This window comes from Negadavirga shengliensis (assembly GCF_042652345.1).
In the GTDB taxonomy this organism is placed as follows: Bacteria; Bacteroidota; Bacteroidia; order Cytophagales; family Cyclobacteriaceae; genus Negadavirga; species Negadavirga shengliensis.
This window is the reverse complement of record NZ_JBHSJJ010000010.1, coordinates 101604-115646: the sequence shown is the minus strand read 5'-3', so window position 1 is coordinate 115646 and position 14043 is coordinate 101604. Positions and strand designations below refer to the sequence as shown.

The window sequence follows — 14043 nt, the reverse complement described above, 5'->3', positions numbered from 1 at the left end:
TCCTCGAAAAAGTATTTGAGAATGTAAAGGTCAATGCTAATGCACGTTAAGATGACTTTAAAGATGCTTTAATTAATGCTTCCAAAGAAATATCAGGTCCGTTTTTTTTCAATACAGCCGCGATATTTTTTTCAGCTATTGCTTTTGAAAATCCAAGGGTTACCAAGGCTTGTAACGCTTCCTGTTTTAATTTATTGCTGTTCTGGATAAACCCGGGTTGAGCCAGCGTTCCGTCTTGGAAAATTTCTTTTTTGATCTTGTCTTTAAGTTCAAGAACGATTCTTTGGGCAGTCTTCATACCTATGCCCTTGACCCTTTGGATGATGGTGTGGTCACCGTGTAAAATCGCACTTTCCAATTCTTCCACATTCAAGGAAGAAAGGATCATTAACCCTGTGTTCGGTCCCACACCATTAATCGAAATGAGTTCCAAAAATAGTCTTTTTTCATCCTCTTCCCTAAAACCATACAGTGTATGTGAATCTTCTTTGACATGAAGATAAGTATGTAAAATGATATTTTCTTCATCTTTGATTTTGGAGAAGGTATTCAGGGATATTTTGACCTGATATCCCACTCCCTGTATATCAATGATGACAAATGTAGGATCTTTGTGCGCTAACTTTCCTTTTAGATAAGCAATCATTTTGAATTGATGGTTTGAGCATCCACCACTGCTATAGCTACCATGTTGATGATTTCACGTATCGAACTGCCAAGCTGGAGAACATGTACCGATTTGTTCATTCCCAGCAAAATGGGGCCGATGGCCTCGGAGTTGCCGATTTCGGCAAGCAATTTATAGGCAATGTTTCCTGAAGCAAGATCTGGAAAAATCAGTGTGTTGGCTTTGTTGTTGATCAATGTGCTGAAAGGGTAATTTTCCCTCTGTATTTTTTCATCCAAGGCCACATTGGCCTGCATCTCACCTTCGATGACCAGCTCGGGGAAGCGGGCTTTTGCCTTCATGGTGGCCAGGGAGGTTTTGGACGGGACATCGCCTTTTGCTGAGCCAAAGTTGGAGTAGGAGAGCACAGCGATTTTGGGCTCGATATCAAAGAACCGCACACCATTGGCGGTGAGACCAATGATTTCCACAAGCTGGTCCGCTGTGGGATTCTCGTTGACAGTAGTGTCCGCAAAAAAGAAGGGGCCTTTGTCAGAATTCATAATGTACATACCTGCCACGCGGTCAACTCCTTTTTTGACGCCGATGATATGCAGTGCCGGCAGGATGGTTCTGGGATAGTCTTTGGTAAGTCCTGAAATCAGCGCATCGGCCTCTCCAAGTTCTACCATCATGGCGCCAAAATAATTGCGGTCGCGCATCAGTTTTTTGGCCTCATAGGGAGTAAGTCCCTTTCTCTTGCGTTTATCGTACAGCCTCATGCCATAGGTTTCTATGCTGTCATTTTCCTCATAAGGGTCAATGATGGTAACATCCCCCAGGTCCAGACTGTTTTCCTCAATAAGTCTATGGATTTTTTCTCTATTGCCTAACAAAATCGGGATTCCAATTTTCTCATCTTTGATCAGTTGGGCTGATTTGAGGATTTTCCGGTTGTCCGCCTCCGCAAACACCACCTTTTTGGGGTCCTTCTTGGCCCTTGAGATGACCCGTGACATAAGCCTTTGATCAATGCCTATTCTTTCCTGTAATTCCAGTTCGTAAGCTTCCCAATCATCGATGGACAGGCGGGCCACCCCTGAGGTCATGGCAGCCTTAGCTATCGCCGGGGCAATGGTCGTAATGAGCCTGGGGTCCAGCGGTTTGGGGATGAGGTATTGTTTGCCATAAACCAGGTTGTTTTCTCCATAGGCCTTGTTGACGATGTCCGGCACAGGCTCCTTTGCCAGCCTGGCAATGGCATGGGCAGCTGCCAGTTTCATCTCTTCATTGATACTGGTAGCCCTTACGTCCAGGGCTCCACGGAAAATATAAGGAAAGCCGATCACATTGTTTACCTGATTAGGGAAATCAGACCGGCCTGTCGCCATGATGACGTCTTCCCGGGCTGAGGTGGCCAACTCATAGCTTATCTCCGGATCAGGGTTGGCCAACGCAAAGACAATGGGATTGTCAGCCATGGACCGGATTTGGTCTTGGGAAATAATATTACCTGCGGACAGTCCCAGGAACACATCGGCTCCTTCCAGCGCTTCACTGATATGATGGATGTCCTTGTCAGTGGCAAACATCATTCTTACCTCATCAAGTCCGGCCCGGTCTTTACGGATTACCCCGTCAATATCGCACATGACCACATTTTCCAGTTTCACACCCAAGCCGATATAAAACCGGGTGCAGGAAATGGCTGCCGCTCCGGCACCACTCACCACAAGCCGGATATCCTCGATTTTTTTCCCGATCAACTCCAATGCATTCAATAAAGCCGCTCCCGAAATGATGGCCGTGCCATGCTGGTCATCATGCATTACGGGGATGTTCATGGCATCTTTCAGACTTTTTTCGATAATGAAGCATTCGGGGGCTTTAATGTCCTCAAGGTTGATTCCACCGAAGGTGGGCTCTAAGGACTTAATGATCTGGATCAGTTTGTCGGGCTCCTTTTCATTGATTTCCAAGTCAAAAACATCTATTCCCGCAAATTTTTTGAAAAGTACACCTTTACCTTCCATCACCGGTTTGGATGCTTCCGGTCCGATGTTTCCCAGGCCCAGTACGGCGGTGCCGTTAGAAATCACCGCAACGAGATTGCCCTTAGAGGTATATTGATAAACTTTGTCCGGATTCGCCTGGATTTCCTTACAGGGTTCGGCCACTCCGGGAGAATATGCCAAGGCAAGGTCCAACTGGCTGGATAATGGTTTGGAAGGAATGACTTCTATTTTTCCCGGTTTGGGAGAGTGGTGGTAATGGAGCGCGTCTTCTTTTCTGATTTTTATTGCCATTTGGGCTGGATTTCTTTTTTTCGGATTATGGGTTGGTTTGGACGGATAATTCTGTGGCCATGAGTATGGTTTCTATTTCTCTCAAAGCAGCCCGGTGGGCTTCATTGGGGTAATATACAAAACCTTCCATATACAGCAATTTACCCCGCTCGTCGTCCACTACGGTATAAGAAACAAATGATCCTCCCATGCTCAGGTTATTGGTTTTCCACGCACCCCTCATTTCTATAGCATATTTGCCATCTATTTGCGTGTTGCTGAAAACGGGTGGTTCTATCGTTTCGATAACCAGATAAGATTCTCTGTTTGCCGGATCACCAAAAATATGTCTTTTGGTTACGTCATTCCGCATTTTAATGATGTTTTCGGGAAAGGCCTGTTCTTCGGAAATGTAGTCTGTCTGGTAAAAGAACAGGCTGATGTCGGCTTTATCTGACCTGGGGGTAGGTTGTCTGTACCACAGAAAATTCTCCTCTTCCAATACAAACTGATAGGAGGCGGGGAGGTTGAGTTTGATGCCCATCTTTTCCCGGGCAAGGACTGTTGCAGCGCTGTTTTTTCTACTGAACAGTGCCGTGCCCAACTTTTCCCGTTCTTTGGTAATGAAAAGGTTTTGGATTTTGGATTTGTTCTCCCTAAGGTTTCTGATCAATTCCTGTTCATTGTTGCCAAAAAGATAAAGGACTTCCTGTCCAACCGCAAACTCATCTTTGTTTCTAAGCATAAAAAGGGAGGGGTCTTCTTTGGCCATTTCCTTGGATTCAGGAGTAAATTGGTTGTTGATTACCCTACTGCCAGGATATTTGTCGTCAAATGTCGTCACATAAACCATGTTATGGGCCATTTTAAGAATTCTGGTCAGGCTTCTGGGGTCTACTCTGCGGATGTAAAAAAGAGATTCTTCCCGGATAATTCCTTTGATGTCCTCCTGGAAGACCTCCCTCAGGGCATTTCCGACGGGACCCGCATACTTTGCGGAATCGATGACCAGAAGAATCTCCCCCAAAGAGCCTCTGGCCCTGGGCTTGTTGCCGGTGCTTTCCCCGCCGCTACCTTCTTCACAACCCGTCAAACAGCCCAACAGAATAAATATAAACAGGATAATATTTGAGATTTTTAAATTCATGTTTGTGTACTTTTGGTTTGCCCAATCCCAATTTAGGGAAATTTTGGAAGGAGATAAAATTAAATTAAAAAAATAGTTTGTTTTTGGTTTATCCAATGATCAATTTTTGACCGGGTTTGATCTGGTTGTTATTGAGGTTGTTGAGTTTTTTTAGCTGCTCAATGGTGACACCATTAAGTTTTTTGGATATTAACCACAGGGAATCTCCTGGCTGGACAGTATATGTTTTGTTGTCGCCGCTCTCGGAAACAGAATTGTTGGAACGGGTATTGTTGGCGAGATTTTTCTCGAAGGAAGCATTGTCCTGGTAGATATGCAGTACCTGACCCACCCGGATCATATTGGAAGACAGATTGTTCCAGCTTTTAAGTTGGGTCAACGGCACATTGTATTGCTGGGCGATTTTCCCCAGGACATCACCGGGTTTTACCCGATAAGTCAAAGTATGCATAGGTTGGGATATGTCCTCTTGTCTTGGAGCGGGCTTGTTTTCGGCAAGAAATCTTTCAGCTTCCAAACGAAGGGAATCAATTATCCACTCCTGATTTTCCGTAATATATGAAATCTTGTTTCTTGGAATCCTTAGGGCCATATTCTTTTTGAAACCGGGTATTTGCCGGTTTAGAATTGAAGGGTTCAGATGTTCCAGGTCCTCGATACAGATGTCTGTTATCTTGGCAAAATTCTCCAGGTCATAACCTTCATTTAAGGTTATTTTTTCGAACGGGATAGGATAGGTAGGTTCTTCCAGGACGAAATTGTGGAGTTCAGGATGCCTTAGTACATACATGATGGCCTGAAACTGAGGAATGTAGCTTCTTGTTTCTCTGGGCAAGTAATTATAAATTTCCCAAAATGTCTTTTTCCCTCCTGAACGGCGGATCGCTTTATTCACATTGCCTGGGCCGCAATTGTATGCCGCCAATGCCAGTTCCCAATCTCCAAACCGTCGATAAAGCGCTTTTAGGTATAATAACGCTGCTTCAGTCGACATTTCCGGGTCCATCCGGTCATCTATATATTCGTTGACATATAACTTATATTCCCGGCCTGTGCCGGGCATAAACTGCCACAGCCCCATGGCGCCTACACGGGAGCGGGCCCTCGGGTTAAGCCCCGATTCAATGATGGAGAGGAACTTAATATCCTCGGGCATATTGTGGTCTTTCAGAGCTTCCTCAAACAGGGGGAAATAAATTTCTTTCCTGGCAAGGACCATCCTGGTATACTCCCTGTTCCGTACAGTGAAGTAGTTGACAAAAGCAAAAATGGTTTCATTTAATTCAAAGGGCATATCCGTTTTCATCCCTTTGACACGTTTCTCTACCTCATTGTAAGTGAAATCCGGAATATATTCGTAATCATAATAAGGTTCCACGGTTTCCACCTTATCCCTTAAACCCAAGTTCATGAAATCAGATAACTCCTGACCGGAGGTGTGCTGTAGATGAAGACCACCGATAAGGAAGATCAAAAAAAACTTTCTGTGGAAAACGTGAAACTTCATGGGGCCATTAAAATCTAAGTTAAGACGCAGTAAGATGATCAGCAAAAGCATACAGTTCGGCTTCCTTAAAGGAATTGGCCATAATCTGTAACCCTATAGGCAGACCTTTTTCATCCTTTCCGTTAGGTATGGATATTGCCGGAACCCCTGATACGGATGCCTGTACAGTAAACAAATCTTCCAGATACATGGCTACCGGGTCATTGGAATGCTCTCCGAATCTAAACGCCGTGCTCGGGGTGGTCGGCAACACAATATAATCAAATTTATTCAATAAATCTTCAGTGAAATCTTTGATTAATCTTCTTACCTTCTGGGCTTTGGTGAAGTAAGCGTCATAATAGCTGGCGCTCAATACAAATGTACCCAGCATAATCCTTCTTTTCACCTCTTCCCCGAAACCTTCTGATCGGGTGAGCTTGTACATGCTTTCCAGGTTATGGGCGTTTGGAGTACGGTAACCGTATTTTACCCCGTCAAACCTGGATAAATTGGAGCTGGCCTCAGCGGTTGTGAGGATATAATAGGTGGGGAGGACATAATCCAATAAAGGAAAATTCACTTCCTCTACCTGGTGTCCTTCATTTTTCAGTTTCTCGAGCGTTTTGAGGGTTTCTTTCCTGATTTCAGGCTGCAATGCATCCGAAAACACCGTTTCTTTCAGGTAAGCAATTTTGGCGGGTTTATCAAAATGCAGCAGTTCGCTGTATTTAGGAACAGGTTTTCTGGATGCCGTACTGTCAAAGGAATCCGCACCAGCCATGGTTTCCAGCACCAGGGCATTGTCTTTGACATTGGTGGAAAACACACCAATGGTATCGAATGAGGAAGCATACGCAATCAAGCCGAACCTTGAGACCCGTGAATAGGTGGGTTTGAGGCCAATAACCCCGGTAAATGCCGCAGGCTGTCTCACAGATCCACCTGTGTCGGTGCCCAATGCCACTGTACATAAATTTGCCTGAACAGCCACTGCGGACCCACCTGAGGATCCTCCCGGTACTCTTGATTCATCAATCGCATTCAGCACCTTGCCGTGTACTGAGTTCTCATTGGAAGAGCCCATACCAAATTCATCACAGTTTATCCTGCCAATGATGATGGCATCTTCATCAATAAGACGCTGCACTGCGGTGGCGGTAAACTGGGACTCAAAACCTTCCAATATCTTGCTTGATGCGTTGATGATATGGTCCTTATAGCATAAGACATCCTTAATCCCTATAACCATTCCCGCCAGTTTGCCGGCGGTTCCGGAGGAGATTTTGGCGTCAACTTGCTCTGCCTGCTTTAGAGCGGATTGGCTATAAACTTCAACGAAGGCGTTGAGATGCGCCTTCGTTTCAATGTTAGTGAGGTAATGATTGACAATCGCTTTACAATCAGTCTCCTTATTTTCAAGCGATTTTTTTATTTCATCGAATGAACGAATTTTTTCCAACTTGTCAGCTTGTTAGTCTTTAGTTTTCTTGTCTTTAAGACCTTCCTCCAAATCTTCTTGGATTTCTTTGGTAGCGTCCTTGAATTCCCTGATGCCTCTTCCCAATCCTCTCGCCAGTTCAGGTATTCTTTTGGCACCGAAGAGGAGTATGATTACCAGAATGATGATCACCAAAGATCCCCCTCCGATATTTTGAATAAAACCCAATGTATTCATCTTTTACTTATTTTGGTTTCAAATTAGTTACAAATATATAACTGTGCTTTACTAACGCAAAGGAAATAAAGCTTGTTGTTTTGTTTTTTTTATATATGGTAAAATTTAAGGATTATTTCTTAGAAAGCCAAATACTTGGGTCCATTACTTCCAATCCCTTCCATGTTTGAAAATGAAGTTCCGATACGCCGTTTCTGTCGGTATAAACTGTTCCTATTATGGATCTGGCCTTCACTTCCTGGCCGGATTTTACCGAAATGGTTTTTAACCTGCTGTACATCGTGTAAAATTCTCCGTGCCGGATAATGACCGTTCCTCCCATTCCGGGGACGGTGGTTATTTTTGTGACAACCCCGTCGAACACCGACCGGACCGGCTCATTGGTGTTGGTCTGAATGTCTACCCCGTCATTGGTTTCTGTAATCCCTTTCAGCGTAGGGTGGGGAAATGTGCCATATCTTTTTGAGATGAAACCGCTTTCTACCGGCCAAGGGATATTTCCCCGGTTTCCTGCGAAGGAGGAGGACAATGCGGCTACTTCCGGAGTCATCGGGATACTGCTGCCGGGTCTGGTACTGGCCTTTGAATCCTTTTTCCTGGAAGCTTCTCTCGCCAACCGGATTTCTTCCTCTATGACCCGTTTGATCAGCCTGTTAAGCTCTTCCTGTTGCTTTTTGGTGGCTTCTATTTCTTTTTTTAACTCCTGTTCTTTTTGCGTCAAAGTATTGAATATCCCTTGCTGCTCGTTTTTCAGCACATCAAGTTGTCTTTTCTCCTCTCTTTCCTGCTCCAATACCAGTTGTTTTTCCTGCCGTTTTCCTTCCAAAACCAGGCGCTGCTGTCCCAGATCCCGGTTCACTTTTTCCATATGGGCCACTTGCTTTTTACGGGCATCGCTGTACTGTTTTAAGTACCTCAGCCTCATATAGAACTGCTTGAACGTGGAAGAGCTGAAGATAAAGGTGATTACATTTACACCCTGGTTCAGCTTATAAGAAGTATATATCATTTGGGCGTATTCCTCCTTCAGCTGGTCCAATTCTTCTTCCAATGTTTTGATCCGCTCTTCGGTTTCGTTGATTTCCCTGTTAATCAGATTGACTTCCCTGTTCAGGGTATTGATATAAGCAATGCGGGTATCCAGTTTTTGGTTGACGGCCTTAAGCTCGCCCAAAGTGTTTCTTTTCAGGGTAGTGGTTTGTTTAAGTATGTTGTCATATTCCCTGAGGCGTTTTTGGATCGCTTCCTTCTCTTTTTCCAGCTGGGCCCTGGATTTGGTGACCTGGGCTTCCGCCGGGCAGAAAAAAAACAATAACACTCCGGTCAGCACAAACAGAATGACCGACTTGTTTTTAAAATTGACATCAAAAGTTGTATGGAAAAGAGAGAGGTTCATTCGTTAGATCTACTTTGACCATTTCTGCATTCAAAGAAAATTGTGTTTTGGGTTTCTGCGGTAGGCTCAGTACCATTTTTATCAGCGCTTTATAGGGAAAGGGTTGGCTTTCCACATCTTTGAATTCCATATAACTGGCAGAAAGACTGCCTGAACGGTTTCTCATGGCCTCGCTCTCGAGTTGTGTCACCTTGCCATGTGTAGCACTTACTACTGATTTGTATACGATGTTATCCCTTTCCTGATTCAGTTCGAATGTTCTGCCTACCCTTACCAAACGGTCTCTTAAACTGAATTCGTGTGGTAAATTGGCAAAAAGTAAATTTTGGAAGACGGAAAATGAAAGAGGAACGCCATACTTATCGCTGAATTCACTGTAACTCATGTCAATGATCTGGTGATTGATCCGGTCACGGATTTTAATATGATCCGTGGTGACAAGTCCCCTTACCGCTTCAATGCCCAAGCCGGGGGACATGTTAAACCAGATCACACTGTCCTTTTTTGCACGGATGTTTAAGGTGCCTTTGGTGATTTTGCCGTTTTGCTCTTCCAGAACTACCCTGCCTCTAGCGGTAAGGTAACTGAAATCCAGGTAATGAGGGTCAAACTCTTCCATTACTTTATCGGAAGTGAAGAGCATGGGTTTCCTGGCACAGCCCCATAAGAAAAAAATCACCAAGATGACGGCCACTAAAAACTGCTTATTCATAATATCTCTTGTTCTTGATTTTTAAGGTTAAAAATTCAGAAGTATCTTCTAAGTCTTTTGCTTTATTCCAGTATTTTAAGGCTTCATCTTTTTCCCCCAGTTTGTAAAGAATGTCCCCGTAGTGTTCATACATTACGCCGCTAGGTGTGGTTTGGTACGCGAGGGCTTTTTCCATGTATTCCCTTGCGTCGTTGAAATTCTCCATCTGAAACAAAACCCACGCGTGCGTATCAAGGTAAGTGGCGTTTTCAGGGTATTTCCTCACCAATCTTTCAGACATTCTTTTGGCTTTTTCCAAATCCTTTTTCTCCAACGAGAGAAAGTAGGCATAATTATTTAAAATATGCTCATTGTTGGGATTGTAAGCAAGGACTTTCTCATAAGCTTCATAGGCATCTTCTTTTTTGTCCAGATAGTGGTAGGTGTCCCCCAGCTGGCCGTAAATCATCATTTCAAGATGCTTGTTTTTACCTCCGTTCAGTTCAAGTGCCTTTTCAAGGGAGTTTTTGGCTTCTTCGTACTTTTTTTGTCCTAACTTACTTGTTCCATCAAAAAACCAGAATTCTGTTTTCTTTGGAAACTCATCCAATGCGAGAGATGTAAGGGTTTCAATTTCCCCATAGGGTTTTTGAAGTTCAAAGGACAGGGTTATGGAGCTTTGCAGGACGGGCTCGTTTTTGGGCTGCAGATCGATGGACTTCAGATAATATTCCAACGCTTTTCCTTTATTGTTATCGGAGAGTTCATGGTCCCCCAACGCCGCCAAAACGTCCGGATCATTGGGATGCAGCCTGGCCATGGAACCGGAAAGCCGATCCAACAGGCTGTCTCTTGCGCTTGTTCTCATCTCCTGCAAAACCTCAGCAAAACCCCTGGCCTTCATGTCCGGATTAAGATCCGGATTTTCAAAAGCTTCCACAATGTACTTTCTTGATTGCTCTATATCACCCTTTTGCTTGTACAGGGTATAGGCAGCCATTTGGAGTTCGGGCTGATTTGGGTAAGCCTCAAGAGAGCTGTGGACAAGGTCGAGTGCATCGTCCAACCTGTTGTTATTAAAAAGGATTTCGACCAATGCCAGTACGTACTGGGAGTTTCCGGGGTGGGCTTCTATCAGCTTTTTCCCTTCCCGGATAGCACTTTCCAAGTCGTTTTTCCGAAGGTAAATCCTCTGTTTTTGGGCGGTGAGCGGCTCCACTACCCCATAATGTTCCTCCGCCTGATCCAGGGCATCCAAGGCCTTGTCAAATTCCTGGGAGGAAAGATAAAGGGAGGCAAGTTCCAGTATATATTGAGGACTGTCGTCATCCCGGTCCATCAGAGCCTGTAGTACTTCGGCAGCCTCCTTGTTTTTTTGTTGCTTGCTGTAAATTTCCGCGATGAGGAGATGATAATATTTGTTATCTGGGTCGCTTTCCAATGCTTTGTGGCCGTATTCCAGGGCTTTTTCCTGGTTGTTGGCCTTGAGCATCATCTCCGCCAACTTGTAATAGATGGCTCCTTCATCCGGGTTATACTGCAGGGCTTTATCAAAGTAAAAATATGCCTTTTCATATTCCTCCAGCATCAGGAATTTTTGTCCCTCTATAAAAAGGCGACTGGCCAAAGTTTCTTTTTCTTTGGTCTTTTTTTCTTTTTTGCCGGGTTTTTCCTGCGCGTGGCCGTTCACGAAAAGTAAACAGGCCAAAAGCAATAAACCCAACACCCGTACTGGAAATTTGATGTTTCTGATGTTCATGGTGCAAATGCCTCTTTCAGGTGTCCTTCAGGATAAATCTTTTCAGGTCACATGAAAAGCTGATATATATGATGATTACTCACCACAGATACAATAATAATACCTTTTTGGTTCCTGTTTATATAAAATCCACCTTTTGCTATAAACAATTTAGTTTTTGCCGGTACTTCCGTAACCCCCTGCCCCTCTATCAGTTTGGGAAAGTGTTTCCGCTTCTTCCCACTGGATCTGCTCATGCCGCGCGACGACCATCTGTGCTATCCGTTCACCGTCCTGAACCGTGAAGGGCTCCTGGGAAAGATTGACAAGCAATACTTTTATTTCTCCCCTATAGTCCGCATCTATCGTACCCGGAGTATTAAGTACCGTAATACCATATTTAAAAGCCAGCCCGCTTCTGGGGCGGATCTGCGCCTCATATCCTACGGGCAACTCCATGTAAAGTCCAGTGCCTATCAGTTTGCGTTCCATCGGGTTTAGAACGACGGTGTTTTCTAAATTTGCCCGGAGGTCCAAGCCTGCCGATTGTAGGGTTTGGTAAGCCGGAAGGGGGTGTCTTGATTGATTGACTACTTTTACCTGCATGGTGTTTATTTCTTTAAAAATGAACGAAGCAACGAATATAGTTCCTTTTTCTCCATTAAGAAAATCAGTATTCCATAAACCAGCACAAGGCTGTTATGGGCGAAAAAATTGATAAAAGCGTTGCCGGAGTCCAGAAAAAAACCTCCGTAACTCAATACAAAGGCAACAAAAAGATAGAGCAGCCCTTTTTCGGTTTTGTAAGGAACGGGAAAGTGGCGCTGTCCGGTATAGTAACAGATGATACTCATGGCCAGGTAACATGCCAATGTGCTGAATGCGCCCCCAATGAATCCCAAAGCGGGGACCAGGGTAAGGATAACCACCACCGTGATGACTGCCCCAATGGCGGTGATATAAAAACTGTAGTGGGTTTTGTCAGTGATTTTGAACCAAATGCTGAGATTATAATAAATGCCCAAAAAAAGATAGCCCATAAGCAAGAGGGGCACCATGCTCAGCCCTATCTCATATCCCTCTGCCCGGAAAAACAGGTTTCCGATCAGGTCGAGGTTAACCGCCACCAGGACCATCAGAAAAGAACAGAAAATAATAAACCAATGCATGACCTTGGCAAACAGCTCAGGGGTATTTTTATTGCCGGATTGCTGGAAGAAAAAAGGCTCAGCAGCATATTTAAAGGCCTGTATAATAAGGTTCATGAAGATGGCCAGCTTGAAGTTGGCGCCAAAGATCCCACCGGCCTCCCGTTTGCTCAGCCCGGCATAAAACCCCTCTGGCAGCGCATATTCAAACAGTCCCCTGGAAAATACCTCATTGGTTACGCCAGCCAGCCCCATGAAAAGCAGGGGTATGGCATAGTGCCACATGGGGAGCAAAATGGATTTTTTGAGTTCAAATTTCCATTTTCCCAATAAGAACCAAAGTATGGGAATGACCAGGAAGTTGGCCAATAAATTGGCCAGCAATATATAATCCACGCCCCAATCCGGCCTGTACCAGCCAGAAATTAAGGGGCGCAGAAAAGGGAGTAACTCATCCCTGTAAATATGGTAAAAGACCACAATGAACAATACATTGAAGCCCACATTCAGTAAAATATTCGAAAGTTTGACCAAGGCAAAGGTCAAAGCTCTGCCCTCCATTCTAAGACGGGCAAAGGGGATGGCCAAAATGGCGTCTATTGTAAGGATAAAAGCCACCCATCTGAACAAATGAGCCTGGCCAGGGTAATTTAAGCCATTGGCTATGGGATCTGCGAACAAATAAATAAAAGTGCCCAAGGACAAGGCCACGACAGTCACCAGGGATTGCGCGTTTTGGTAGACATGCTTTGGATCCAGCCCCTTTCCGGTGGAAAAACGGAAATAGGCGGTTTCCATGCCGAAGGTGAAGATGACGTTAAGGAATGCGATGAGCGCGTAGATCATGGTAAATGCGCCCAGTGCTTCCTTGTCCAAGTAGCCTGTATATAAAGGAACCAGTAAAAAATTGATGGTTTTACCGAGTATACTGCTGATGCCGTAGATGGCAGACTGTCCGGCTAACTGTTTTAACAGGCTCATTTAAAAATAAAAAAGGGGATCATTCCCCTTTAAACTGGGGTTTTCTTTTTTCAAGGAAAGCCTTGGTGCCTTCCCGGTAATCCTCTGATTTCACACAGCGGGCAAAACTATTGGCCTCGATCTGATAACCGTTTTCATCGTTTGTATAAACCGCATTCACGCAATCCACAATCATACCTATGGATAGGGGGGCTTTGTTCATGATGTTTTTCAGTATTTCCTCAGCTTTGGCGATGGCTTCATCTTTTGTGGGCGAGATATAATTGAGCAGACCCAAAGATTTTGCTTCGTTGGCATCTATCATTTCTCCGGTCATAAGGAGTTCCGTGGCTTTGGTCCGCCCAATAAGATGGGTCAGCCTTTGGGTGCCTCCATATCCCGGAATGATGCCCAGGTTTACCTCGGGCTGGCCAAACCTGGCATTGGAAGTCGCCACCCGCATATGGCAGGCAATTGCCAGTTCACACCCTCCTCCCAAAGCGTAGCCATTGACTACCGCTATCACCGGTTTGTGGCAGGATTCAATGTTTTGCAATACTTCCTGTCCAAATTCCGCAAATTTTCTTGCATTGAGTTCATTGAGTTCGGATATTTCATTGATGTCAGCTCCCGCTACGAAGGCTTTATCCCCTGAACCCGTCAAAATCACTCCTTTGATATTTTTATTGTCATTTACTTCATTGAAGATATTTTTAAGTTCTTCCAAAGTATTGAAGTTTAAGGCATTAAGCTTTGATTCCCTGCTGATGGTAAGGTAAAGAATACCATCTTTGTTTTCGGAAATAATGATTTTCTGTTCAGCCATTCGATTAAATCAATGTTGAGTTTCAAATATACGAGGTCGGTTATCAATCACAAAAGAATCTATCAAAAATCATGAAATTGA

Annotated in this window: 12 protein-coding genes; all 12 read right to left on the bottom strand. The window is 44.4% G+C overall.

Features of this window, described 5'->3' with window-relative positions; genetic code table 11:
• Positions 1-46: 46 nt before the first annotated feature.
• Positions 47-646, bottom strand: coding sequence for a Holliday junction branch migration protein RuvA (ruvA, locus tag ACFPFU_RS16915; RefSeq protein ID WP_377066193.1), 600 nt, complete (start codon positions 644-646; stop codon positions 47-49).
• Positions 643-2913: an NADP-dependent malic enzyme gene (locus ACFPFU_RS16910; RefSeq protein ID WP_377066191.1), complete on the bottom strand. Its 2271-nt coding sequence runs from the start codon at positions 2911-2913 to the stop codon at positions 643-645. The genes ruvA and ACFPFU_RS16910 overlap by 4 nt, the downstream gene beginning before the upstream one ends.
• Positions 2914-2938: 25 nt before the next feature.
• Positions 2939-4039, bottom strand: coding sequence for a DUF4837 family protein (locus tag ACFPFU_RS16905; RefSeq protein WP_377066189.1), 1101 nt, complete (start codon positions 4037-4039; stop codon positions 2939-2941).
• Between the two features lie 88 nt (positions 4040-4127).
• Entirely contained in the window at positions 4128-5546 is a 1419-nt protein-coding gene (locus ACFPFU_RS16900) for a lytic transglycosylase domain-containing protein (RefSeq protein ID WP_377066187.1), read from the bottom strand.
• Positions 5547-5565: 19 nt separating this feature from the next.
• Positions 5566-6987: an Asp-tRNA(Asn)/Glu-tRNA(Gln) amidotransferase subunit GatA gene (gatA, locus tag ACFPFU_RS16895; protein ID WP_377066185.1), complete on the bottom strand. Its 1422-nt coding sequence runs from the start codon at positions 6985-6987 to the stop codon at positions 5566-5568.
• Between the two features lie 12 nt (positions 6988-6999).
• Positions 7000-7203: a twin-arginine translocase TatA/TatE family subunit gene (gene tatA, locus ACFPFU_RS16890; protein WP_377066183.1), complete on the bottom strand. Its 204-nt coding sequence runs from the start codon at positions 7201-7203 to the stop codon at positions 7000-7002.
• A 112-nt stretch (positions 7204-7315) separates the two neighbouring features.
• Complete coding sequence (locus ACFPFU_RS16885; protein ID WP_377066181.1) at positions 7316-8599, bottom strand: murein hydrolase activator EnvC family protein; 1284 nt, start codon at positions 8597-8599, stop codon at positions 7316-7318.
• On the bottom strand, positions 8568-9311 hold the full coding sequence (gene lolB1 / locus ACFPFU_RS16880) for a lipoprotein insertase outer membrane protein LolB1 (protein ID WP_377066179.1): 744 nt from the start codon (positions 9309-9311) through the stop codon (positions 8568-8570). The genes ACFPFU_RS16885 and lolB1 overlap by 32 nt, the downstream gene beginning before the upstream one ends.
• Positions 9304-11049: a tetratricopeptide repeat protein gene (locus ACFPFU_RS16875; protein WP_377066177.1), complete on the bottom strand. Its 1746-nt coding sequence runs from the start codon at positions 11047-11049 to the stop codon at positions 9304-9306. Before ACFPFU_RS16875 ends, lolB1 begins: the two co-directional genes overlap by 8 nt.
• Before the next feature lie 150 nt (positions 11050-11199).
• Positions 11200-11634: a dUTP diphosphatase gene (gene dut, locus ACFPFU_RS16870; protein ID WP_377066175.1), complete on the bottom strand. Its 435-nt coding sequence runs from the start codon at positions 11632-11634 to the stop codon at positions 11200-11202.
• A 5-nt stretch (positions 11635-11639) separates the two neighbouring features.
• Positions 11640-13157, bottom strand: a complete 1518-nt coding sequence (locus ACFPFU_RS16865) for a lipopolysaccharide biosynthesis protein (protein ID WP_377066173.1) — start codon at positions 13155-13157, stop codon at positions 11640-11642.
• Between the two features lie 19 nt (positions 13158-13176).
• Complete coding sequence (locus ACFPFU_RS16860) at positions 13177-13962, bottom strand: enoyl-CoA hydratase/isomerase family protein (RefSeq protein WP_377066171.1); 786 nt, start codon at positions 13960-13962, stop codon at positions 13177-13179.
• Between the last annotated feature and the right edge of the window lie 81 nt (positions 13963-14043).

Excerpts from the sequence above, each read along its gene's own strand:
- ruvA (WP_377066193.1), bottom strand. The coding sequence starts at position 646 with ATGATTGCTTATCTAAAAGGAAAGTTAGCGCACAAAGATCCTACATTT.
- ACFPFU_RS16910 (WP_377066191.1), bottom strand. The coding sequence starts at position 2,913 with ATGGCAATAAAAATCAGAAAAGAAGACGCGCTCCATTACCACCACTCT.
- tatA (WP_377066183.1), bottom strand. The coding sequence starts at position 7,203 with ATGAATACATTGGGTTTTATTCAAAATATCGGAGGGGGATCTTTGGTG.
- ACFPFU_RS16905 (WP_377066189.1), bottom strand. The coding sequence starts at position 4,039 with ATGAATTTAAAAATCTCAAATATTATCCTGTTTATATTTATTCTGTTG.
- ACFPFU_RS16860 (WP_377066171.1), bottom strand. The coding sequence starts at position 13,962 with ATGGCTGAACAGAAAATCATTATTTCCGAAAACAAAGATGGTATTCTT.
- ACFPFU_RS16865 (WP_377066173.1), bottom strand. The coding sequence starts at position 13,157 with ATGAGCCTGTTAAAACAGTTAGCCGGACAGTCTGCCATCTACGGCATC.
- ACFPFU_RS16900 (WP_377066187.1), bottom strand. The coding sequence starts at position 5,546 with ATGAAGTTTCACGTTTTCCACAGAAAGTTTTTTTTGATCTTCCTTATC.
- lolB1 (WP_377066179.1), bottom strand. The coding sequence starts at position 9,311 with ATGAATAAGCAGTTTTTAGTGGCCGTCATCTTGGTGATTTTTTTCTTA.
- dut (WP_377066175.1), bottom strand. The coding sequence starts at position 11,634 with ATGCAGGTAAAAGTAGTCAATCAATCAAGACACCCCCTTCCGGCTTAC.
- ACFPFU_RS16875 (WP_377066177.1), bottom strand. The coding sequence starts at position 11,049 with ATGAACATCAGAAACATCAAATTTCCAGTACGGGTGTTGGGTTTATTG.
- ACFPFU_RS16885 (WP_377066181.1), bottom strand. The coding sequence starts at position 8,599 with ATGAACCTCTCTCTTTTCCATACAACTTTTGATGTCAATTTTAAAAAC.